Raw genomic sequence first — 24,160 nt, 5'->3', positions numbered from 1 at the left:
TATATTAATATAATTCCTTTTCCATCTTATCTTCAAATCTATTTAATAATCTTATATACTTATTTATTATATTATTAATAAACTCTTTTTGAGTATTAATAGGGTATACAGGGTTATATTGTATTCTGTCTATTATCATATCTAACCACCCTTTTCCATCATCTATTAGATCGGCATGGAAAGCTTCGACCGTTGCATCTCGCGATCCTGAAAACGGGCCTTTCTTTTCTTTTTCGAAATACTTAGTTATGACTTTGAGCGCAAGTTCATGAGCTACCTCAAAATTGATAATTAATTCCCTAGTTTGATTGTCCGTCAAAGGGTGAGATTTTGAACTTTGAGTATAAACCCGCAAATCTTCTAATGCGGTCTTAAATTCTTCAAAACACTGTGTACAGGATTGTGGGAGTGATTTCATTATTTAAAACTATTCTTTTCGATGAATTTCCAGTTGTATTTATTCAATATAATGAAATTATAGAATTTTATGTTGGTAAATTCATTTTAGGCAAAATAAAAGATGTAATTCATTTTTTTATTTGTATAATTAAGGATAAATACAGGAATTGATATTGTTCTATTAATATTAAAAAAATAATATATAATTATCTAAAATGAACGTATTTCAATCAATATAATTATATTTTTTGTTCATAAAGTTTTATTTATATTTTTTTAATCAGATTTACAAATAATTTATAATTTTTTAACATTCCGTTCATGTATCATATTGACCGTTGATATTTGGATTGTGTCCGCATTTGAAACTTATCTTACTTTAAATGTACAGTTTCGAGACATCTCCCTGATATTTTACCAACTTCGCACCAAACTAAAAATTAACCTTTATGAAGAAAGTTTTACTATTTTCTTTCATGATCATGCTTACTGGCATGGTATGGGCTCAAGACAAAAGTATCTCCGGTGTGGTTACCTCCGCCGAAGATGGAATGGGCATACCTGGTGCAAGTGTGATTTTGAAAGGAACCCAAATTGGAGTAGTTACTGACATTGATGGTAACTACCGCTTGACAGTACCAAGTACTGGTGGAGTTCTTGTATTTTCCTTTATTGGATTACAATCACAAGAAATTACAATCGGAAATCAATCTACTATTAATGTAGAGTTGTCTGAAGATGTTACTCAGCTAAACGAAGTGGTTGTAACGGCCTTGAACGTAGAGCGTGAGAAAAAGACCTTGGGTTATGCAACTCAGGAAGTAGGTGCTGAGAACCTACGTGTTGCTCGTGAAACCAACTTGAACGAAGCTCTTGCTGGTAAAGTAGCGGGTGTTCAGGTTATCTCTGGTTCAGGAGCTAAGTTTGGTGAAGCGGCTGTCCGTATTCGTGGTGTAAGAGGATTTGGCTCAAACGCTCCTCTTTATGTAGTAGATGGTATCCCTACTTCTGATCCTTCTACTATCAACATGGATAACGTAGAATCTATCAACGTATTGAAAGGTGCTAACGCATCTGCATTGTATGGTTCTCGTGCTCGTGATGGTGTTATCTTGATCACCATGAAGAAAGCTAAAGGTGGAAGATTGAATATTGATTTCAATAACACTACCACTTTCGAAAATGTATCTGTTATGCCTAAGTACCAAAACCAATATGGTGGTGGGTACTCTCAAGAGTGGCAGACATTCTCATATGACGCATCTAAAGATGATCCTGCATTAGCTGGATTAGATGGTGCTAAAATTCCTGAATTCTATGCAGATGAGAGCTGGGGTCCAAGATTGGATGGTTCTCAAGTAGCTCAGTGGGATGCTTTCACTCCAGGTACTGATACTTATGGCCAAACTAGAGCTTGGTCTCCAAATCCTAACAATGTGAAGGATTTCTTCAACACTGGTGTTGGTGTTCAAAACTCATTGTCTGTTAGTAAAGCTGGTGAAGGTTACAATATAACTGCTACCATGACTAACGTGAATAGAACTGGTGTTCTTCCTAATACTAAGCAAGACAAGACTTTCTTGAACTTGAACGCAAGCGTTGATCTTGCTAAGAATTTGAAATTGAATACTTTGGCTAACTATAACAGAACCAATGTATTCGGTAACTTGACTGAAGGTTATCAAGGATCTGTAGGACAAAACTTCAACCAGTGGTTCCAAAGACAATTGGATATGAGCTTGTTAGAGAAGTACTACAGAATGCCTGATGGAAGATATACTTCTTGGAACATTAATTCTCCTAGAAACTCTACTCCTTTGTATTGGAATAACCCATACACTGAGCAGTATGCTAATTTCTCTGAAAGCACTAAAGATACTTATAGTGGTAAATTCGGTTTGACTTACGAAATCATCGATGGTCTTTCTGTTTCTGCTAACATCAGTAGATACTTTACTTCCAACTTTGCTGATGGAAGAACTGCTTCTGGAACTTTGGGTCTAGATGGTTATAGCCAAAGCAAATATCAAAGCACTGAGGACAATTATGAGTTCTTGGCACAGTACAGCAAAGTGACTGAGAAATTCTCTGTTTCTGCTTTGGTGGGTGGTAACATCCGTCACAACAACTATAGCTCTAACAGCATGTCTACTGCTGGTGGTCTTTCTGTTCCTGATTTGTACAACATCTCAGCTTCTATCAACAGACCAAATACTTCTAACTACACTAGCAAAAGACAAGTAAATTCAATCTTTGCTCAGGCTAGTTTCGGTTACAAAGAGATCGTTTTCGTAGATGGTTCCATCCGTCGTGATTATGATTCAGTATTGCCAACTGCAAGTAATGCGTTTACTTACCCTGCAATCTCTACTTCCTTCATCTTCTCCGAGTTGATGCCAAACAACAGAATCTTGTCATTTGGTAAAATCCGTGCAGGTTATGCTGAAGTAGGTGGTGAATTGAGTCCTTATCAGTTGGATCCTGCATATTCTTTGGGAACTCCTTACAATGGAAACCCAACTATGACTTATCCTAACTCTCTTATTGACCCTAACTTGAGAGCTGCTACTACTGGTGCATTGGAAGCGGGTTTCGAATTGGCATTCTTGCAAGGAAGAATCAGAACTGAGTTCTCTTATTACTACTATGATAATACCAATGAGATCTTGGCTACTGAAGTACCAAGCACTACTGGTATCTCTTCATACACTATCAACGCAGGTAAAACCTTCACTAAAGGTTGGGATGCTACCATCGGTGGTACACCAGTTCAGACTGCTAACTTCAACTGGGATTTGAATTTCAACTTCGCAAGAAGTAGAAACGTAATCGAAGAAATCTATCCAGGTATCGACGCGATCCAATTGGTGAACGGATTCTTAGGTAACCGTGTAGGCGGTGGATGGGGTTCTATCTCTGCAAGAGCAAAAGTTGGTGAAGATTGGGGTACAATCATTGGTGAAAAATATCAAAGAGATGAAGCTGGAAACATCTTGATCGACGAAGATGGTTATCCAATGACTGAGCAAAACCAAGTATTGGGAACTATCCTTCCTGATTACACTGGTGGTATCTTCAACAGATTCACTTACAAAGATTTCGAATTGAGCTTCACTATCGATTGGCAAATCGGAGGTAAAGTAAACTCAATCTCTAACATGTTTAATGCATATTCTGGTCTTGGAACTATGACTGTTGGAAACAACGATAAAGGTGTTCCTATGAGAGATCCAGTTGCAGATGGTGGTGGTTTGAGATTCGAAGGTGTTTATGCTGACGGAACTGAAAACGACATTTACCTAGAAGCTGACACTTACTGGAAGTCCCTATTTGCACTTCATGAGCAGTGGGTTTATGACGCTAGTTATGTAAAACTTCGTGAAGTGAGATTCGGCTATAACTTGCCACAGTCTCTTCTTCAGAGAACTAAGTTGTTTAGATCTGCTGCAGTTGCAGTTGTTGCAAACAACCCTTGGTTGATCAAAACCAACGTTCCTGGATTTGATCCATCTCAAGTATCAGGTGATACTAGAAACTCAAGAAACAATGGTTCTTGGGTAGATAGTGGTCAGTTACCAGCTACTCGTTCTATAGGTTTTGACATTCGTCTAGGATTCTAAAAAACAGAAAAATGAAAAAATCAATTTCAAAATATTTATTCATAGGATTACTTGCCGTAGGCGTTACTTCCTGTGATTTGGGAGATTTTGGTGATACCAATGTGAACCCTAACCAGACGACGAAGGCTATTACCTCATCTCTATTGACTAATGCAATCAATAGCCTTCCAGGTACTATTAATGCTACTCAAGGAGCTCAATATGTACAGCAAATTGCGAGTTCTCAATATACCAGTTCTGATAACTACCAAACTATTATCTTTAGTTATGGTGGGTATTACAGTGGTCCATTGATGGATTTGGAGCAAATCATCTTGATCAACTCTGATGAAGACACCAAAGTAGAGGCTTCTCTATATGGTTCTAATGCTAACCAGATCGCAGTTGCTCAGATTTTGCAGTCATATTATTTCATGACTATTACTGACAGATGGGGTGATATTCCTTATTCTCAGTCTTTGGATATTGCTGAAGATATTCGTCAGCCTGAATTCGATGCTCAATCTGATGTTTATGCAGGTATCTTGTCTACATTGAAGACTGCTCAGTCTAATCTTTCTACAACAGCTCCTGTTGAGGGTGATATCCTTTTCGGTGGAGACATGATGATGTGGAAAAAGTTTGCTAACACCATCAGAATGGTGATGGCTTTGAGAATGTCTGAAGTAGATCCTACTACAGGTGCTTCTGAATTTGCTTCTGCAGTATCTGATGGAGTAATTGCTTTGGATAATAGTGAGAACATTTATTACGCTCACCTACCAGAAGCTGCTTATCAGAATGCTTGGTACGCTAGATTCTTGACTCGTCGTGATCACTGTGTGTCTAACACTTTGATGGACAGAATGCAGACTATCGACAACGGCGGTGTATTGAACGTTGCTATGGATCCTCGAGTACCTGTGTATGCAGAGCCAACTGAAAATGGTGGTGAATATGTAGGTATGCCTTATGGTATCTCTGAAGCAAGAGCTGGTGCTATCTCTAACTCTGATGTTTCTTTCATCGGACCAGATATGAGAGAGCAAGATTCTCCTGTATTCATTTATACTTCTGCTCAAGTGTTGTTCTCTATGGCAGAGGCAGCTCAATTGGGTTGGATTTCAGGTGATGTTGAGGATCTTTACTACCAAGGTATTGAAGCTTCTCTTGATCAGTATGGTGTAGCTGACGGTTATGCTACTTATGTGACTAACTCTTGGGTTATGTTTGATTCCAGCAAAGCTATTGAGCAAATCTTGACTCAAAAGTGGATTGCAAACTTCCTAAATGGTTATGAAGCATGGTCTGATTGGAGAAGAACTGGATTCCCTACTTTGACTCCAGCTGAAGATGCTTTGAACGACAGCAAAGAAATCCCAGTTCGTCAAGCTTATCCATTGTTCGAGGTGAACTTGAACTCCACTAACTACGATGCAGTTGTTGCTCGTCAAGGTGCAGATAATTTGGATACCAAAGTTTGGTGGGATCAATAATCCATAGAAATAACATAAAATGCCATCCACCTTTGTGGGTGGCATTTTTTCGTTAAAGCGCTTATGCGAAAACTACTACCACTACTATTTTACTTTTTTATTCAGACTACCATCATTTTTGGTCAGACAGGAATTGAAAAGATAACTTTTGATCAGGATTACAAAGACACACCTCTCTCAGAGGTTTTGCTAAATCTTGAATCTAAAAAAGGAGCCCAGTTTTTTTATAAAGATGACTGGGGTATTGAGGCCTTCCTATTAAATGGGGAAAAAGGTCAGGACGCATTGATAGGAATCAATGACTTATTAGAAACATATGGGTATAGCTTGATTGAGTACAAAGGTCTATTTGTCATCGTCAATCAAGAAGGACTCGAATCTTACCAATACGAATTTTGGGAAGAAAATGATATTAATCTTGACCAATATAAAATCATTGGTTCAGGAAAGCCCGAAAACTCCAACCTTCCGGTTGTGGTTAAAGGTTCAATAAAAGATGCCTCTGAAGGAGAGCCTTTGATAGGAGCAAGTATCCAAGTTTTGGATAGTTCTCAAGGTGTCGTCACAGATATTGATGGGAATTTTGAACTCCCATTGGTGCCTGGTAAATATAAATTGATGGCTCAGTATGCTGGATATGAAGCTCAATCCATTCCTGTTCAGGTGATCAATGAAGGGGAATTGGAAGTAGAACTTTTTAATCAGACCCTAAAACTCGAGGAGGTTACCATTTCTGCTAGAAGTCAGGAAATCACCGTATCTGAAAAAATTGCGGGGAGAGAAATTCTAGATATTGCTGTGATCAAAAGTCTACCAACATTCATGGGAGAAGTTGATCCTGTAAAAAGTTTGATCTCTCTTCCAGGAGTAAGTTCTGTAGGAGAAGGGACGGCCGGATTTAATGTAAGAGGAGGAGACCCAGGTCAAAACTTACTGATGATGGACGAGGCAATTATTTATAACAGTTCTCACTTATTTGGATTCTTTGGCGCTTTTAGCCCAGATATGATTCGTGATGTTGAATTGTATAAAGGAGGCGGTCCAGCAAATTATGGTGGACGAGTTTCTTCTGTTCTGAATGTGAATTTGAGAAATGGAAATGCTAAAGAATATGAAGTAGCTGGTGGAATCGGATTGATTTCTTCTCGACTTTCTTTGGAAGGACCATTGAATAAAGACAAAACATCATTCATTCTTTCAGGTAGAACTTCATATCCTAATTGGATGCTGAAGCAAATGAAAGATCCAGATTTGTATCAAAGTGCAGCTGGATTTTATGATGTGAATTTGAAAGTCAATCATACCATCGATGAAAACAATGTCTTGACTTTTTCAGGATATTTGAGTGATGATAATTTTGAATTTGCTTCTGATACTGCTTACGTATGGAAAACCAAGGCTGCAATAGCCAAATGGTCCCATCGATTCAATTCTAACTTTTTGATGCAAACCAATTTTGTGGTAAGTGACTATAAAAGCAATATTGAAAACAATCAGGAAAACTTCGGATTTGATTATACGTCGGGAATAAAGAATTATCAGGGAAAAATTGACTTCTCTTACAGCATTGGGGCCGCTCACAAATTGGATTTTGGAATCAGTTCTCTCCATTATTCTTTTGATAATGGAACATTTGAACCTGGAGTACAGAATTCAAATGCTGAAGCAATCTATATCCCTCAGGAAAGTGCATTAGAAAGTGCGGTTTATTTCAATGATGAATTTTCGATCTCTCCGAAAGTGTCTTTGGTATATGGACTTAGAGTATCCAATTACCTGACTTTGGGAGGAACTTATTATGAGTTTGACCCGAATTCACCAAAGTCTCCAAGTTCTATCATTGATACTTTAACCTATCAAAATGGTGAGGTAGCCAAAACCAATTTTGGGATAGAGCCTAGAGTTTCTTTTAGATGGTTGATCACTCCTTCTAGCTCTTTCAAGGCTAGTTACTACAGAACAAATCAATACATCCATTTGATATCCAATACTGCTGCGATTTCACCAGTGAACTATTGGAAGTCTTCTGGCTATAATTTGGATCCTTCTATTTCAGACCAATATACTTTGGGTCTTTTCAAAAACTGGAATGACAACTTATTTGAAATCTCGGTTGAAGGATATTATAAGTGGATCCAAAATGTGGTTGACTATAAAAATGCTGCCACCATTTTGCTAAATGAGACGTTAGACGCTGACTTGGTTCAGGGGAAAGGAAAAGCATATGGAGTTGAATTTATGTTGAGAAAAAATAGAGGAAAACTGACTGGCTGGTTAGGATATACCTACTCGAGAAGCTTAAGGCAGTTTAATGAGTCTCCTTTTGATGAGGAAATTATCAATGAGGGAGTCTTCTTCCCATCCAATTATGATAAGCCACATGATGTATCAGTGGTAATGAATTATAAGTTCAGCAGAAGATTCTCCATGAATATGAATTTTGCATATTCAACTGGTAGACCGATTACTGTACCTGTTTCCAAATTCCAGTATGAGGACTTTTTATCCATTTTGAATTACAGTGATAGGAATCAATATAGAGTTCCGGATTATCACAGAATGGATCTTGCCTTCACCCTAAAAAGCGGATTAAAGAAGGATAAGAAAGTCGATGGGGAATGGGTTTTCTCAGTATATAATGTCTATAGTAGAAGGAATCCATTCTCAGTTTATTTCACACAAAGAGGAAATGCCTTTCAGCTATCAGTCCTAGGAAGTGCTTTCCCATCAATTTCTTACAATTTCAAATTATGAACATGAGAAGGATTTTTGCCTTAGCAAGTTTGTTCTTATTGACGACTTGCATAGACCCTATCAAGTTCGATGTGGAGGGTGAAGCGACCCGTCTTGTGATAGACGGATTTATTTCCAATGTTTCCTATACCGAGCAATGCCTCAATCCGGCTCCTGCCATGAGGTTTTATGTTGCTTTGAGATGGACTAGTGATGTGACCAATGTAATTGATCAAGTGATTTCTGATGCGGATGTTAGTTTGTTGACTTCTGAAGGTGATACTTATAGTTACTCCTGGAGTATTGATGAACAGAGATACCTGATAGATGATGTTGATTTTGCTGCTCAAGAAAATGTAGACTATCGTGTTCATGTAGAGTTGGCGAATGGTGAGGTTTATGAATCTATCGATGATCAATTGTATCCGGCTCCTGCTATTGAAGAGATAGACATAGAGCACCAGACGATTTTAAAAAGTATTGATGTCAATGGTGTAGCACAAATAGTAGAGCAAAGAGGTGTTCAGCTATCTGTTCCACTGGGAGACAATGAGACTAGTGAGCCATTAAGGTACCGCTGGAAAATTATTCCAAGTTGGGTTTTTGAATCATCTCTTTTGCCGGATGGTAATCCGAATAAAAGGTGCTACGCAACCAATATTTATGATTATCAACAAATCAATGTATGGGAAGATAATTCAGGTGGATATAATCATGATCTTTTCTTTCTGGAAACGGATGATAATGAGCAAGTTCAGTACGAATATTCGGCATATATTACTCAATACAGTTTGTCCGAACAAGCCTATCAGTTTTGGGATCAGTTAGCCACTCAACAGCAAAGTGGTGGAGGGATTTTTGATCCACCTCCCTTTACTTTGGTGACCAATATTAGAAATGTCAATGATGCAGAAGAAAAGGTATCTGGCTTTTTCTTTGTAGCGCATGAATCATCCTATAGATGGTTTTTGTATCCTCAGGATTTACCCTACACTTTAGTGTTTCAGGATCCTTGTGAACCGATTCCTGGTGTTCCTTTCATTCCCCCGGCAGGTTGTGCCAATTGTTTGGATTATAGAGGGGCTTCAGATGTAACTAATCAAAAACCAACATGGTGGCAAGAATTTTAAAACTTCGATTATTCTTTATTTGCTTGTTTCTAAGCCCAATAGTAGGCTTTTCTCAAGCAAACTCTAGCCAAGTAAAGTTGGTTGTTTCTTCTTCTGTATTTGTAAGTGGAGACTTGGTGAATCTTCAGGTTCTCACTTTGAATGAAAGAGGAGAATTGGTGGGAAATGGTGCTTTGGTAAACCTTTATTTGGTTTCAAGTGAAGGGAAAACTGAGGCGATCGAAAGGTTTAACACTGCAGAGTATGATCAAGGGATGGCATTTTTTCTTCCAAGTGAATTGGCTACAGGAAATTATAAACTAGTAGCTCATATTCCAGGAAGTGAATTTCAAACAGAGGCATTAGTCCATGTCTATAGTCCTAAGATTTTCACATCAGCTATAGTGCCCAAAAATGCCGATAATATGCTGGCATTGGATCAGGCCAAATACCCTGATTCACCTCTGAAAGTGGAGGTTGGATCCAATCAATCTACTCCGATTGTGACTGTGAATTCTTCTGAAAACTCTGGCTTGTTGGCTTTCAAAATATTTGACCCAAGTCTAGAAGGATTTCCTATATCAGGGGTCGTGAAGAGCTCGACTTTGGGTGAATTGAATCCATTCGAAATTGACTTCACACCAATTTCTGGAGTTTCCAATTCCAGATATTCGGTATACTTCGTGGATCAGGGTATGACTGAGGAGTATTATTTAGAAGATCAAGCTGAAATGGAGAGAAAGCTTGTTACCCACCGAGGTGATAGTAAAATATGGGTTTACCAATTTGGTCCGATGGGAAATAGATTGGGTGAAATCCAAGTGAATCAAAGTGAATGGAAAAGTGTTCAATTTCAGAATTTTGACAATACAGTACCTTTCTCGGAAGATGTAAGGTCAATTCTAAATCATAAAAGGTCGAGGAAATTTATTGACCAGGTTTACAGAAGTGATATAGATCAAGTTGAAAATTCTTTTTCTGGTTCATTGGAAACTGCAGATGCTGTTTATCAGGGAAATGATTATGAAGGAGTCGCTACGTTAAGAGAAGCCCTATCTGGAATCGTGAATAAAGTGTCTGTTAGTAGAAGCCAAAAAGAATATTCCATCCGAATGACTCCAGCCAGTGCTGGATTCAAATATGAAGAAAGCCCTCTGATTTTATTGAACAGTGTTCCATTTTATAATATTGGGGACTTGGTTGAAATCCCATTTCATCAGATAGAATCCATTTCTGTATATAACTCCATTAGAAGTCAGAAGCAGTTTGGGACACTAGGAAGGTTTGGTGTCCTTTCTGTTCAGTTGAAAGAAGAGTACGCAAACCCTGTTCAGGAACTATATGATGGGTTTCCTGAATTCCATGGGATCAATCCATTGGTAAAAAGTTTTGAAAAGGCAGAAACTGATGCCCCTGACTTGAGACCTGTTCTATTATGGAATCCCGGTGTTTTCCTTCAGCCAAATCAATCTATTCAGAGAGCTTGGAATTATTCTGACGTGAAAGATTCTTATGTGATCTGGGGGGATTTAATAAATGAAAAGGGCCAAACCTTTCAATGGGTTCAGCCCTTGCCAAATTCAAATTGATTTCCGTTTCATCGGATATTATAGCTTTGCATGAAGGGTTGCCCATTGGAGGCAACTCCTTCAAGCAGAAGCTTTCCACTGTACTCTTCCAGATATTTTCCAACTGATTTAGGGTCCAGAGCCGGTTCGCGGTTAATTTGAGTGATGATAAAACCGTCTCTTAATCCCAGGTCACGTAAATAGCCTCTGGTCAAACCAGTGATTTTTATTCCGTTTGAGATTCCTAATCGATCTTTTTCAATCGTATTTACTGCCTCCAATTGTGCTCCTAAAAGCTTTGAGCTGTAAAACTCTCTTTTGAGAACTCCAGTGCCACCCTCCAAATTCTGAAGTAGGAGATTGCCAGATTGTCTCTGACCATTTCGTGTATAAGTTATGGGAAGATTTTCTCCTGGATAATAATAGGAAAGAGCTTCTTCAAAGCTACCCATCCCTGAAATAGACTGATTTCCAAGTTGGGTAATCACATCGTTCCTTTGAAGCCCAGCTTTATCAGCCGCACCGCCTTTTACTACATGAGTGACGATTACTCCATCCAATGTTTGAATGTTCATTTCCTCAGCTAATTCGGGGGTAATTTCCACCGCGTCTATTCCCGGTATGGCCTTTTGAACCTCACCGTATTGAATCATATCGTTGGCCACTTTCATAGCTATATCTACAGGTACTGCAAACCCGTAGCCTGTATAAGATCCAGTTCTTGATAATATAGCGGTATTGATACCTACTAATTCGCCTTGGACATTGACCAAAGCTCCACCGGAGTTTCCTGGATTAATAGGAGCGTCAGTTTGGATAAAACTTTCCAACGGAAAATCACCACCCAGAATATTGATCTGTCTTTCTTTGGCAGAAACAATTCCTGCAGTGACGGTTGATGTCAAATTGAATGGATTACCGACAGCAATGACCCATTCTCCGATTTTTAAGTTTTTAGAAGAACCTTTTTTGATGGCAGGAAGATTCTCGCCTTCGATTTTCAATACTGCGATGTCCGTATTTTTGTCAGTACCGATTAATCTCGCCTGATAGGTTCTCTTTTTATGTACCACCTCTATAGTTTCCGCTCGATCAATCACGTGATTGTTTGTGACGATATATCCATCTTGGGAGATGATTACTCCTGAACCAGTGCTAACTTGTTGAGTAGGACCAGAACCGAAGAAATAATCAAACATACTATACCTCCTAGGGTCACTTCCTGAGAAGTTTTTGATAAAAACGACAGATTCGGTACTATTTTCGGAAGCCTCTACAAAGGAAATGGGAGGGTTCGTAGAATAGGAATTGCTTGGAGGAGAAACCCAATTTGAAGTGAATTGTCCAAATTGACTTTCTTCTTGATTTGATGGGATTATGGGGGTTGCTGGATTTGAATTGTCAATCGAAGTCCAGAGAGCAGCACCGGCCAATCCAGCTATAAATGAAATTCCAGTTGTTTTTAGAAAATTTTTCATAGGTAAGCTTTTTCAAATTCACGTCCTTTTTATTGATTAGATGCTGAAATTCACATCTTTTAAGAAGCAAAGCACTCAAATATTTTTCCGAAAGTGAAAAACTGACGATTTGTACAAGGAAAAGTCTCGGCATCTTGTAATTTTGTCAGCCTATGAATCTAACCTTCATTTTAATTAGAAGGTTTTATTTCCTCATAAATACAATTGAATGACAGAAGCGAAGCGCGTAGCCATCTTGGGTAGCACCGGAAGTATTGGTACTCAAACTCTGGAGGTGATTCGTCAGCATCCACAGGACTTTGAAGTAGAAGTTCTCACAGCACAAAACAACTGCGACTTGCTGATTGCTCAGGCATTGGAGTTTAACCCAAATGCTGTAGTGATTGGTAATGAAGCCAATTATTCCAAAGTTAGAGAGGCCTTAATTCCTCACGATATCAAAGTCTTTGCTGGACAAAAGGCATTGGCTCAAGTCGTGGAAATGGAAGGGATAGATGTTGTTTTGACAGCACTGGTTGGATACTCTGGTTTAATACCGACAGTCAATGCAATCAAAGCAGGAAAACAAATAGCTCTGGCCAACAAGGAAACTATGGTAGTTGCTGGAGAAATTATCACTCAGCTAGCCAAAGAGTACGGAGTGAATATTTATCCGGTCGATTCTGAGCATTCAGCGATTTTTCAATGCTTGGTAGGAGAATTTCATAATCCTATTGAGAAAATCATTCTGACTGCTTCCGGAGGTCCATTTAGAGGAAAGGATAGAGAATTTTTGCAAACTGTAACCAAAGCTCAGGCTTTGAAGCATCCCAATTGGGAAATGGGAGCAAAGATTACAATCGATTCTGCTTCTCTTATGAACAAAGGACTTGAGGTAATTGAAGCGAAGTGGCTTTTCGGTTTGAAAACCGAGCAAATTGATGTGGTGGTTCACCCTCAAAGTATTATTCACTCGTTGGTACAATTTGAGGATGGTTCGCTGAAAGCACAACTTGGCTTGCCAGATATGCGTATCCCCATTCAGTTTGCTTTAAGTTATCCCCATCGTTTGAAGAGCGATTTTGAGCGATTTGACTTCATTAATTATCCTAATTTGACATTCGAGCAGCCTGATTTGAAAACATTCAGGAACTTACAGCTTGCATTTGATGCTTTAGCAAAAGGAGGGAATGCTCCTTGTGTGCTTAATGCTGCCAATGAAATAGCCGTTGCTGCTTTCTTAAAAGAAGAAATTGGCTTTTTGGAAATGTCTGATTTGATTGGGGAAACTTTGGAGCAGGCCACTTTTATTTCACATCCTTCTTTGGAAGATTATGTGCAATCAGACAGTCAGGCAAGAGAAATTACAGAGAAACTAATAAAGCGTAAAGTATAATGGATACATTAATTATGGTGGGCCAATTGCTCCTGGGATTATCAATCCTTGTGGGGCTTCATGAGCTGGGCCACTTATTGACTGCCAAGATGTTTGGCATGAGAGTAGAAAAGTTTTCTATCGGTTTTCCTCCGAAAATCGCTGGGTTCCAGTGGGGTGAAACTGAATATTCAATAGGAGCTATTCCTTTGGGAGGTTTTGTAAAAATCTCTGGGATGGTTGATGAATCCATGGATACAGAGCAAATGGCTGCGGAGCCTCAGCCTTGGGAATTCCGCTCTAAGCCAGCTTGGCAAAGATTGATTGTGATGCTAGGAGGTATCATTGTCAATGTCATTACCGGTATCGTGATTTTCTTTTTCATGGTTTACAATAATGGGGAAACTTATTATTCAAGAGACCAAATCGTCGAAAATGGAATCGTAGCCTATGAATATGGTGAATCTATAGGTTTGAAAACTGGAGATAAAATCATTGATGTCAATGGAGAACCTTATCAAGGATTGGGAGATTTGACCAGTGGAAAGGTTCTTTTGAGTGAGAATGGATATTATACGGTTGATCGAGGTGGAGAAATCTTGAAAATTGAGATTCCAAAAGGCTTTATCAATTCATTCAATTCAGATGAGGCATTTACCAAATTTGTTTCCATTAGATATCCATTTGATGTAGGGATTGTAGATGAAGGGAGTGAGGCAGAAAAAGCTGGTGTAAAAGTAGGAGACAAGATTTTGGCTGTAAATGGCCACAAAGTCGAGTACTTTGATGAGATGAGGTCTGCTTTAGTCGGGTATGAAAACAAAGACGCTGAGATTGTTATTCAAAGCCAAAATGCAATTGATACTTTGTCTATTCCTGTTTCTGAAGATAATAGAATTGGAATTGCTGCTAATCCACTTATTGATCCAGTAAGAAGAAGCTTCGGAGTAGGAGAGTCTTTGAAAAAAGGAACTGAAAAAGCCTTTGGTGTGGTGATTTTGAATGCCAGAGCGATGGGTAAAATGTTTACCGGTGAAGTTTCTGCTAGAAATGTCAGTGGCCCAATCGGAATGGCTAAGATCTATGGAGATACTTGGGATTGGACTAAATTCTGGAGTATCACAGGTTTGATTTCCATGATTCTTGCTTTCATGAATTTACTTCCAATACCAGCTTTGGATGGTGGACATGTCATGTTCCTATTGTATGAAATGATTTCTGGTAGAGCTCCTTCTGACAAATTCTTGGAAAATGCTCAAAAGGTTGGTATGGCTATCCTTTTGGTTCTGATGGTATTTGTTATAGGAAATGACATTTTGAAAATCTTCACTGGTGGTTGATCAGTAATTGAAAATATTTCTAAAGGCCAGGTTTTATAATCTGGCCTTTTTATTTTCTGCCATTCTGACCCATTCTATGATTGGCATGGCCATTGAACTTTACCGGGGAACCTTCGTACATTGAAGGTTCCTTCTTTATTTAAGCCAAAAACCGACAGCTTGTCTGTCATTATGTCTATATGAGTCAATTCGAAAATTCCATGTTTGAAAATCTGATGGTAGGGGAGTTTGCTGGTGAGGGTGATCTGATCCAGTTGATTACGGACGAGGAAGATGATCAGCAGGGAAAAGATAATTACGGGGAAGAAATCCCTGTCCTTTCGGTAAGAAACACCGTCTTGTTTCCGGGGGTAGTTATTCCAATTACTGTGGGGCGTCAGCGTTCTATCAAATTGGTGAAGAAAGCCCAAAAGGGAGATAAAATGATCGGAGTTTGTGCTCAGATCAATCCAAATACAGATGATCCGGGATGGGACGATATTTACCAGGTAGGAACCTTGGCGAAAATCATTAAAATGATTGTTTTGCCTGATGGAAATACTACGATCATCATCCAAGGTAAAAAGAGATTCCAGATCAGTGAACATGTGACGGATGATCCTTATTTCATTGCAAAAGTTGATTATCTGGAAGAGAATTTTCCTAAAAGCTCAAAGAAAATAAAAGCTTTGGAGGAGTCTCTCAAAGAAGCTGCGACAAGGATTTTGCATTTGAACCCAGAGATTCCACGTGAAGCTCAAGTGGCTTTGGATAATATTGACAATACCCCTTTCCTCACCCATTTTCTTTCTTCCAATATCAATGCTCCGGTAGAATCCAAGCAAAGATTATTGGAGATCAATGATGGGGTAGAGAGGGCTACTTTGCTTTTGGAATTTATGATGAAAGATATCCAGATGCTGGAGTTGAAATCAGAAATTCAAAAGAAAGTTCATACTGATATCGATCAACAACAAAGAGACTACTTCTTGCGTCAGCAAATGAAAGTTCTTCAAACCGAATTGGGAGAGGAAGGACCTGAAAAAGAAGTAGAAGACTTGAGGCTGAGAGGTGCCAAGAAAAACTGGCCACCTGAAGTAGCGAAGCATTTTGAAAAAGAATTGGATAAAATTCTTAGAATCAATCCTTCTGCTGCAGAATATCCAATCGCATTGAACTATGCCGAAACCATGGTTGAATTGCCGTGGAATGAGTTTACTCAGGATAATTTTGATTTAAAGCACGCTAAGAAAATATTGGATTCAGATCACTTTGGACTGGAAAAAGTGAAAGAAAGAATCATTGAATATTTGGCAGTGTTGAAGCTTAAAAATGATTTGAAAGGACCTATTCTTTGCTTGTACGGCCCTCCTGGAGTGGGAAAAACCTCTCTAGGAAAGTCAATTGCGGCTTCTTTGGGAAGGAAATACATCAGAATGTCTTTGGGTGGTCTTCATGATGAAGCAGAGATTAGAGGTCATAGAAAGACTTATGTAGGTGCTATGCCAGGCAAAGTCATTCAAAACATGAAAAAGGTGAAAATCTCCAATCCTGTATTTGTACTGGATGAGATTGATAAGCTTTCTTCTGATTTCAGGGGTGATCCTAGTTCTGCGTTCTTGGAAGTTCTTGATCCAGAGCAAAACTTCGCCTTTTTAGATAATTACCTCGAGGTAGAATATGACTTGAGTAAAGTTCTTTTCATTGCGACAGCAAACTCTCTAGATACTATTCAGCCTGCTTTGAGAGACAGAATGGAAATCATTGAGGTGACGGGCTACACTCAGGAAGAAAAGGTGGAGATTGCCAAGCGTCATTTGGTGCCGAAGCAAAGAAAAGAGCATGGATTAAAGGCTAATCAAATCCGATTTGAGAAAGCAGCATTGGTGAAAATCATTGAGGATTATACTCGCGAGTCAGGTGTACGTAATCTCGAAAGAGCGATTGGGAAAGTAATCCGAAATATTGCGAAATCCATCGCAATGGAAGAGGAATACGATGCAAAAATCACTCCTGCTGCTGTCCGAAAAATATTGGGCTCTGAAATATTTGATAAGGAGTCATATCAGGATAATTCTATCGCTGGGGTAGTAACAGGTCTTGCATGGACAAGTGTGGGAGGAGAGATTCTATTTATTGAATCCAGCTTGAGTAGAGGGAAAGGGAAATTAACTCTTTCTGGCCAATTGGGTGATGTTATGAAAGAATCAGCGATGACTGCTCTTTCATACTTAAAATCCAAAGCAGAGGATCTTGGAATTGATCATCGCGTATTTGATCAATACGATCTGCATATTCACGTACCAGCGGGTGCTGTTCCTAAAGATGGTCCTTCAGCAGGTATTACGATGTTGACTGCTATGGCTTCTGTTTATACCCAAAGAAAGGTAAAAGCTAAAGTTGCTATGACTGGGGAGATCAGTTTGATTGGAAAAGTGATGCCAGTGGGAGGGATTAAAGAGAAGATTTTAGCTGCCAAAAGAGCTGGAATCAAGGAGATCATCCTTTGTAAAAAGAACCAAAGAGATATTGAAGAAATAGATGAACAATACATCAAGGGAATTGATTTCCATTTTGTGGATCAGGTCTCTGAAGTATTGGACATTGCATTATTGAAATCTAAGGTAGACAGACCTCTTCAGTTTGCCTTTCAGCCAGAATATCAGGCTTCAAAATAAAATAAAGGAGCTCACAAGGCTCCTTTTTCCGTGAAGAGGAAAACTAAACCACTTTAACAAATTGATTATGAATTCACCTTTTTCATTGACTCCTAGGCAGATTGTTGAGGAGTTGGATAAATACATTATTGGTCAGAAAGACGCCAAAAAGAACGTTGCTATAGCTCTAAGAAATAGAGTGAGACGTATGATGGTGAAGTCTGAGATCCAAAAGGACATAGTTCCGAATAATATATTAATGATTGGGTCAACTGGTGTGGGTAAAACCGAAATAGCCAGAAGGTTGGCAAAGGTTGCTCAAGCTCCTTTTACCAAGGTAGAAGCTTCTAAATTTACTGAAGTAGGATATGTGGGGAGAGATGTGGAAAGTATGGTTCGTGACCTAGTAGAACAATCTGTTCACTTGGTGAGAGAAATAAAGAATGAAGGAGTGAAAGAAAAAGCTGCTGAGGCTGTGGAGGAGATTATCTTGGATATTTTGATTCCTCCTGTCAAAGGAGCTGGTTTTCGTCAAGCTCCTGTTCCTGCTGGAGGTGAAGAAAATGAACCATCCAATGATTCCGAATTGAATGAAAGAACAAGGGAGCGATTCAGAGAAAAGCTTAGAAATGGTGATTTGGATGATCGGAAAATTGAAATCAGTGTAAAGGCCTCTTCTCCGGTTGGTGTAGGAATGATTGGGAATGGAATGATGGATGATGCCAGCATGGCAGGTCTTCAGGATATGATTTCGGGAATGATGCCTAAGAAGACCAAGAAGAGAAAATTGAGTATTGCCGAGGCAAGAAAAGTATTGCTGGAAGAAGAAATTTCTAAATTGATTGACTTTGATGAAGTAAAAGAAGAAGCAATCAGATTGGCTGAAAACAATGGGATTATTTTCATAGATGAGATTGATAAAATTGCTTCCAAATCCGGAAAAAATGGTGGTGGACCAGACGTGAGTCGTGAAGGAGTACAGCGTGATTTGTTACCGATAGTAGAAGGATCTTCTGTTAATACAAAGTATGGTGTGATTAATACGGATCATATCTTGTTTATCGCTGCGGGGGCATTCCATGTGAGCAAACCTTCTGATTTGATTCCCGAGTTGCAGGGTAGATTTCCAATTAGGGTTGAATTGAATAGTTTGACTCAGGAAGATTTCTCAAGGATTTTAAGAGAACCAAAAAATGCATTGACGAAACAATATCAGGCTTTATTTGAAGCTGAGGAAGTATTCTTGGAATTCAATGATGAATCAATTGAGGAAATAGCAAGATTAGCTTTCCTGATCAATCAGGAAGTTGAAAATATCGGAGCTAGAAGACTTCACACAGTGATGTCACATCTGCTAAATGATTTCTTGTTTGAGGTTCCTGATACCATTGAGGCTAATTCTAAAATCATGGTGACCAAGGAGATGGTTCAAGAGAGGCTAAGCTCACTTGTAAAGAATAGAGATTTGTCTCAATATATTCTCTGATTTTCAACAAATAACATTCGAAAGGAGATTGATTAAATTCAATCTCCTTTTTTATTTTAAAATATAGTATTGGTAATCAGTTGTTTAGGCCGATTTGGTCTTTCTACAACTTTTTTGGGATGATCCTTGTTGTAATCCTGATAATCACCCTAACCACCTGACCATCATGTCAAAAACACTATTAATTCTCACAGGCCATAGTAAGGGTCTTGGTAGAGCTATATTAGATCAATTTCTGAAGAAAGAAGGCGTAGAGGTTCTAGCAATCTCTAGGACGAAATTAAATATTGAGGCTTCCAATTTGACCCAGCTTCCTATTGATTTGTCAGAATTGGAAGTATTGGATAAGGAGTTGGAATCGATTTTTCCCATAGCCAATTATGAAACAATCATTCTAATCAATAATGCAGGATGGATAGGAGAGATTAAGCCAATTGGTAAACTACATCCGTCCGAGATGAGAACGCAGGTCAATTTGAATTTACTTGCTCCGATGTTTCTGACAAATTCGTTTGTTAAATCTTATAAATTCACCTCTTCAAAAAACATAGTGATTAACATTAGCTCTGGAGCTTCTAGTCGACCCGTTTCAGGTTGGGGAGGCTATTGTAGTACAAAGGCTGCTTTAGCAATGTTTACACTTGTAGCTGCGAAAGAAAATAAGTCTGACAATTTTAAGTTTTTTAGCCTGGCTCCGGGAATTGTAGATACCGAAATGCAAGCTGATATCAGGAAGTCAAGCGATGTAGACTTTCCAGAATTGGAAAAGTTTCAAGATTTTAAGTCTAATGGAGATTTAAGTGATCCGAAGGAAGTTGCTGAAAAAATCGATTATTTGATTTCTAATGTGGAAAAGTTCAATGAAGTAATTCAAGATGTAAGAAAGTTCTGAATTACTTTCCTTTCTTAGGATAATCGTAAAACCAAAACGAAACATTTTCAGGTTTTAAATCACACCATTTTTCCACAGATGATTGGAACCCTACAATACCAGCTGTAGGAAGGTTGTCTAAAGGGTATCCAAGATAATTAACTAGATCAGTCATACCTGGATTGTGAGCAACTAAGAAAATTATATTATCATGATCCTTTTGCATATGTAAGTACTTCATCATTAATGATGGAGAGGAATGATATAATTGATCAATAAGCTCCATCTTATTTATTGGGTAACCTATTTCTTTAGATATAAGTATCGCAGTTTCTTTAGCTCGTAACGCCGTAGAAGATAAAATTAAGTCCGGAAAAATATTTTTCTTAACGAGTTTTTGCCCCATAAAAGGAGCCGCTTTTTTTCCTCGATCTGCAAGTGGTCGATCATGATCATTAAGCCAAGGATTGTCCCAAGCTGATTTTGCATGACGGATCAAAATAATTTTTTTCATTTCATCAAAATAAAAAACTAATATTTTGTTTTTTTTCGCTGAATATTTACTTTTAAAGCACTTTCAATTACAATTTATAACAATTTATTATGTTTACCGGAACAGTAAAATTTTACAATGAGGCCAAAGGGTTTGGATTTATCGTTGATGACGAATCACAAAGTGATGTATTCGTTCATGCGACCGGACTTGTGGACAAAGTAGCTCAGAATGACAAAGTAACTTATGATGTCAAGGATGGGAAAAAAGGTCCTAATGCCATCAACGTTAAGAAAGCATAAGCTCTACTTTTAGAATTTATGGTTTCCCCCGGATTTTACTGGGGGATTTTCTTTTTTAATAAGGATTTGATTTTTCTTTTAGAGACCAGGATCATCCCCAGGTTTTGATATTTTTTCGCTCCAGTTTGAAGGGAATGTTTTTACATGTAGGTCCCTCTTTGGATATGGAATTTCTATGCCATTTTCAGCGAATAATTCAAAAATTGCAGTCATCACTTCAGATCGTTTATCAATCCAAATATCCATACTGTCGACCCAAAACAATAGCCTGAAATCGACGGAACTATCTCCAAAGTTTTGAAGTAATACCTTTGGTTTTGGGATTTTGAGAATTTGATCTCTGTCTAAAACCTGTTCCAAAATCTCCTTAACTTGTTTTATATCAGAGTCATAGCCTACTCCGATTATTAATTCTATCCTTCTTCTCTTGTCTGAAAGAGTCCAATTTATTAGGCTTTGGGATAATAGGTCTCCATTAGGAACAACTATTTCAGATCCGTCATAGGCTTGTATTTTACTGGCCCGAATTCCAACTTCTTTTACAGTTCCTGAATTTGTCCCTACTTCTATTTCATCACCAATTTGGATCGGTCTTTCAAATGCCAGAATAATTCCTGAGACTAAGTTGTTTATGATGGTCTGAAGCCCAAAACCAATACCTACGGATAAAGCACCTAATACGATCGTAATTTTGTCAAGCGGGATTTTAGCTGCTGCTGCAGCTATTAAAAAACCGATGATAAAGATTGTAAGTCTGATTAAAAGTATAGAACTACCAAGCCTGTTTTTTCTACTTGTTGCTGTTTTTTGATCCCTTGCTGAAAAGAAATATGCTATGTTATTAGCTAAGAAATAAGAAATCAATAGTATAACTATAAATAATGCAATAGTGCCAAAGGTGAAAGATGTGTCACCTAAAATTCTTTCTTTAGTTAAGAATTCGTTAAGGACATTGAAGATCGGATCGAAATAGCCTAAGTAATATAGGATCCCGTAAGCCCATATAGAAAATCCAACTAAATATAATAATCCACTAAGTCTTGATTCGAGTTCTTGAAAATCAAAATAGGAGGTGATAGATGAGGCATTCTTTTTCGATTCTAATAGTAAATAAACGGATTCTAATACAACTAGAGTGAAAATATATAAGCCTACCCCTCTATAGAAACTCGAGATACCAACTATAGTATATAGCTTAGCAAGATTATACCTACCTAAACAGTTGACTAAAAATGCAAATACTTCGAATAGTATAGTTAATGTTGCTAAGAATTTGACAAGATTGCTTCCGGCGAACTTGTTTTTTTGAGCATATCTAAGAGTTAAAAATCCTAAAGTTAAAGTTGCTAGACTGGCAAAAATTAGAAAATATCTTTCATCAAAATAATTATCCCAGTTCAATCCAATAGTAGGGCTAATGAAGTTTAACGCAAAGAATATGACCCAATAGGTGTAAATCTTTTTTGGGAAATGGACTTTGATTAATGGCGTAGATAAAATGGTAAAAAGTAGGGAAAGGATAGAGGCGAAAGCCATCGGAGGCCTATTGAAAAGAATAAAAAGCAGCGGTAATAGAAATACAAATGTTGAGCTTATTTGATGACTTTTGAAAAATTTGCTTCTAGCTAAAATGGCTGAACTATGATCTTTTTCCTCTTTGATTGATTTTATTAGAGAATGGGAAGACCACAATATAGCAACCATCAATGCTAAAAATAAACCGATTGAAGTGAGGTTCCTTTTTAGAAAAATGAAGCTGATTGTTTGATTTGCGGCAATTGATTTTGTGAGAATCTTTGTAAAGGAAGAGCTGTCGCTGTTATAGTTTCTTGGTTCCCAAATGAAATTGATCTCCTTTTTCCAAGCTTGTTTCGCTACTTCTCTTTTTTTAAGAAAAAAGTATTGTTCAAGAGAAATAAACCTGGAATTTAATTCGGAAAGGCTTGCCTGAATTCGAGTTAGCTTGATTTCTTGGTCAAAAATATTCTTCTCAATTGTTTTTATAGTTCTGTCTAGTTTGGATAGCTCCTCATCCAATTCTGGGATGGTTAGTCGTTCTTCTTGACTGATGTATAAAATTGAATCGTTTTTTATTTCCTGTATTACAGAGTTTGATTCATTGAGAATTTCAATCCTTTCAGAAAGAATTTCTTCATACTGGGAGGTTTCTTCATGGATTGTCTCTAGAAGATTCCCCATCCCATTCAAAAATCTTGAATTGATTATTTCGCTGGTATCTCTGGAGAGATTCTCCATAGAGCTCAAATAATTTCTTAAGATGGGAAGATTATCCATCATATCAAGAGTGTCCAAAGGTTGGTTGAGATCAATCCTGGTCTTACTTAGATTTAAAGAATATTTTTTGGTCCTAGAGATTAGTTGAGATAAGATCTGTCCTAGTCTAGCATTTCTTTCACTTATTTTTTTTGCCTCCTCATCAGAAATTTCCTCGAATTGTAAAGAGTCATTTGATGGCTTTCCTTGAAAAGTTTCGTTTAAAAGGGAATCAATTATTCCAGAATCTTGAGAATAGGAAATTTGAGAGTTATATAGGCTTATTACAAAGACAAAAACTAAGAATGTTAAACTCTTTTGCGTCCGCATATTGTGAAATTTTGAATGAATATATGAAAAAATGGACTCTTGGATAACCGTAAATTTAAATGATTTGACTCTGACTAAATGACCGACTCTGGTGTTTTGAGCCTGGTTTTTAAGTCAAAATGACATAAAAATTCACTTGGTATTAATTTTTCTAAGGTGTTGATATAAATACTTAAACCAACAAGATCATGAAATTAGAAAAGTATAACCAATTAGACCCATTGTTTCCATCCTCATTTGGAGGCGTTTTAGACAAATTCTTTAATGAGTCATTCAGAACTGTACAGAGACAGTTTAGTCCTGCTGTAGATATTGCGGAAGATGAAAAGGGCTTTGAACTTCAAGTGGCTGTTCCAGGAATGAAGAAGGAGGATTTCAAAGTTGATTTTACGGAAGGTAGATTAACAGTTTCCGGTGAAAGAAAAATAGAAGAAAAGAAAGAAGGGAAAAATTTCCATAACATTGAAACACAATATGGGTCCTTTAGTCGTTCATTCTATGTTCCTGATAATGTATTGAGTGATCAGATTGAGGCAGTTTATGAAGATGGAGTCTTAAAGATCAATTTGCCAAAGGCTGAGAAAAAGCTAGCAAAGGCCTCAATTGAGGTTAAATAATCAAAGGGGCGATAATCGCCCTTTTTTTAATTGTGAACGGACGTGAAATGCGGTTAATTCTTGTTAATTTAAAGA

Annotated in this window: 16 protein-coding genes; 12 read left to right on the top strand and 4 right to left on the bottom strand. The window is 37.9% G+C overall.

Annotated elements, in window-relative coordinates; genetic code table 11:
• Positions 1-4: 4 nt before the first annotated feature.
• Complete coding sequence (locus BUF13_RS19570) at positions 5-418, bottom strand: nucleotidyltransferase substrate binding protein (protein ID WP_073573526.1); 414 nt, start codon at positions 416-418, stop codon at positions 5-7.
• A 430-nt stretch (positions 419-848) separates the two neighbouring features.
• Between BUF13_RS19570 and BUF13_RS19565 the strand changes: the two genes are divergently transcribed.
• The 5 genes from BUF13_RS19565 to BUF13_RS19545 all read left to right on the top strand — a co-directional run bounded on the left by BUF13_RS19565 (position 849) and on the right by BUF13_RS19545 (position 10,925).
• A complete protein-coding gene (locus tag BUF13_RS19565) occupies positions 849-4,019 on the top strand; it encodes a SusC/RagA family TonB-linked outer membrane protein (RefSeq protein WP_073573525.1) in 3,171 nt (1,056 codons plus the stop codon).
• Between the two features lie 11 nt (positions 4,020-4,030).
• On the top strand, positions 4,031-5,494 hold the full coding sequence (locus BUF13_RS19560; protein WP_073573524.1) for a SusD/RagB family nutrient-binding outer membrane lipoprotein: 1,464 nt from the start codon (positions 4,031-4,033) through the stop codon (positions 5,492-5,494).
• 63 nt (positions 5,495-5,557) lie between these two features.
• Entirely contained in the window at positions 5,558-8,248 is a 2,691-nt protein-coding gene (locus BUF13_RS19555) for a TonB-dependent receptor (RefSeq protein ID WP_073573523.1), read from the top strand.
• 2 nt (positions 8,249-8,250) lie between these two features.
• A complete protein-coding gene (locus BUF13_RS19550) occupies positions 8,251-9,357 on the top strand; it encodes a DUF4249 domain-containing protein (RefSeq protein WP_166669860.1) in 1,107 nt (368 codons plus the stop codon).
• Positions 9,339-10,925, top strand: a complete 1,587-nt coding sequence (locus BUF13_RS19545) for a hypothetical protein (protein ID WP_073573521.1) — start codon at positions 9,339-9,341, stop codon at positions 10,923-10,925. Before BUF13_RS19550 ends, BUF13_RS19545 begins: the two co-directional genes overlap by 19 nt.
• An 8-nt stretch (positions 10,926-10,933) precedes the next feature.
• Here the strand turns inward: BUF13_RS19545 and BUF13_RS19540 are convergent, their stop codons facing one another.
• The gene (locus tag BUF13_RS19540; protein ID WP_073573520.1) at positions 10,934-12,382 is read right to left on the bottom strand and encodes a S1C family serine protease; all 1,449 of its coding nucleotides are present in this window, start codon (positions 12,380-12,382) and stop codon (positions 10,934-10,936) included.
• A gap of 208 nt (positions 12,383-12,590) precedes the next feature.
• Here BUF13_RS19540 and BUF13_RS19535 point away from each other — a divergent pair, with 208 nt between their 5' ends.
• The 5 genes from BUF13_RS19535 to BUF13_RS19515 all read left to right on the top strand — a co-directional run bounded on the left by BUF13_RS19535 (position 12,591) and on the right by BUF13_RS19515 (position 20,090).
• Positions 12,591-13,757: a 1-deoxy-D-xylulose-5-phosphate reductoisomerase gene (locus BUF13_RS19535; protein ID WP_073573519.1), complete on the top strand. Its 1,167-nt coding sequence runs from the start codon at positions 12,591-12,593 to the stop codon at positions 13,755-13,757.
• Complete coding sequence (gene rseP, locus BUF13_RS19530; RefSeq protein ID WP_073573518.1) at positions 13,757-15,076, top strand: RIP metalloprotease RseP; 1,320 nt, start codon at positions 13,757-13,759, stop codon at positions 15,074-15,076. Before BUF13_RS19535 ends, rseP begins: the two co-directional genes overlap by 1 nt.
• 179 nt (positions 15,077-15,255) lie before the next feature.
• On the top strand, positions 15,256-17,733 hold the full coding sequence (lon, locus tag BUF13_RS19525) for an endopeptidase La (protein WP_073573517.1): 2,478 nt from the start codon (positions 15,256-15,258) through the stop codon (positions 17,731-17,733).
• Positions 17,734-17,800: 67 nt separating this feature from the next.
• The gene (hslU, locus tag BUF13_RS19520) at positions 17,801-19,198 is read left to right on the top strand and encodes an ATP-dependent protease ATPase subunit HslU (RefSeq protein WP_073573516.1); all 1,398 of its coding nucleotides are present in this window, start codon (positions 17,801-17,803) and stop codon (positions 19,196-19,198) included.
• 166 nt (positions 19,199-19,364) lie between these two features.
• The gene (locus BUF13_RS19515) at positions 19,365-20,090 is read left to right on the top strand and encodes an SDR family NAD(P)-dependent oxidoreductase (RefSeq protein ID WP_073573515.1); all 726 of its coding nucleotides are present in this window, start codon (positions 19,365-19,367) and stop codon (positions 20,088-20,090) included.
• A gap of 1 nt (position 20,091) precedes the next feature.
• Here the strand turns inward: BUF13_RS19515 and BUF13_RS19510 are convergent, their stop codons facing one another.
• Positions 20,092-20,583: a SixA phosphatase family protein gene (locus tag BUF13_RS19510; protein ID WP_073573514.1), complete on the bottom strand. Its 492-nt coding sequence runs from the start codon at positions 20,581-20,583 to the stop codon at positions 20,092-20,094.
• A gap of 89 nt (positions 20,584-20,672) precedes the next feature.
• Between BUF13_RS19510 and BUF13_RS19505 the strand changes: the two genes are divergently transcribed.
• Complete coding sequence (locus BUF13_RS19505; RefSeq protein ID WP_024281570.1) at positions 20,673-20,864, top strand: cold-shock protein; 192 nt, start codon at positions 20,673-20,675, stop codon at positions 20,862-20,864.
• Between the two features lie 78 nt (positions 20,865-20,942).
• On the opposite strand, the gene BUF13_RS19500 is transcribed toward BUF13_RS19505, so the two are convergent.
• Positions 20,943-22,901, bottom strand: coding sequence for a mechanosensitive ion channel family protein (locus BUF13_RS19500; RefSeq protein WP_166669859.1), 1,959 nt, complete (start codon positions 22,899-22,901; stop codon positions 20,943-20,945).
• Positions 22,902-23,656: 755 nt separating this feature from the next.
• Here BUF13_RS19500 and BUF13_RS19495 point away from each other — a divergent pair.
• Positions 23,657-24,085 (top strand): Hsp20/alpha crystallin family protein, encoded by a 429-nt coding sequence (locus BUF13_RS19495; protein ID WP_073573512.1) that lies wholly within the window; start codon positions 23,657-23,659, stop codon positions 24,083-24,085.
• Positions 24,086-24,160: the final 75 nt, after the last annotated feature.

This window comes from Algoriphagus zhangzhouensis (assembly GCF_900148515.1).
GTDB lineage: Bacteria > Bacteroidota > Bacteroidia > Cytophagales > Cyclobacteriaceae > Algoriphagus > Algoriphagus zhangzhouensis.
The sequence above is the reverse complement of the archived record's forward strand: the minus strand, read 5'-3'. Positions and strand labels throughout refer to the sequence as shown.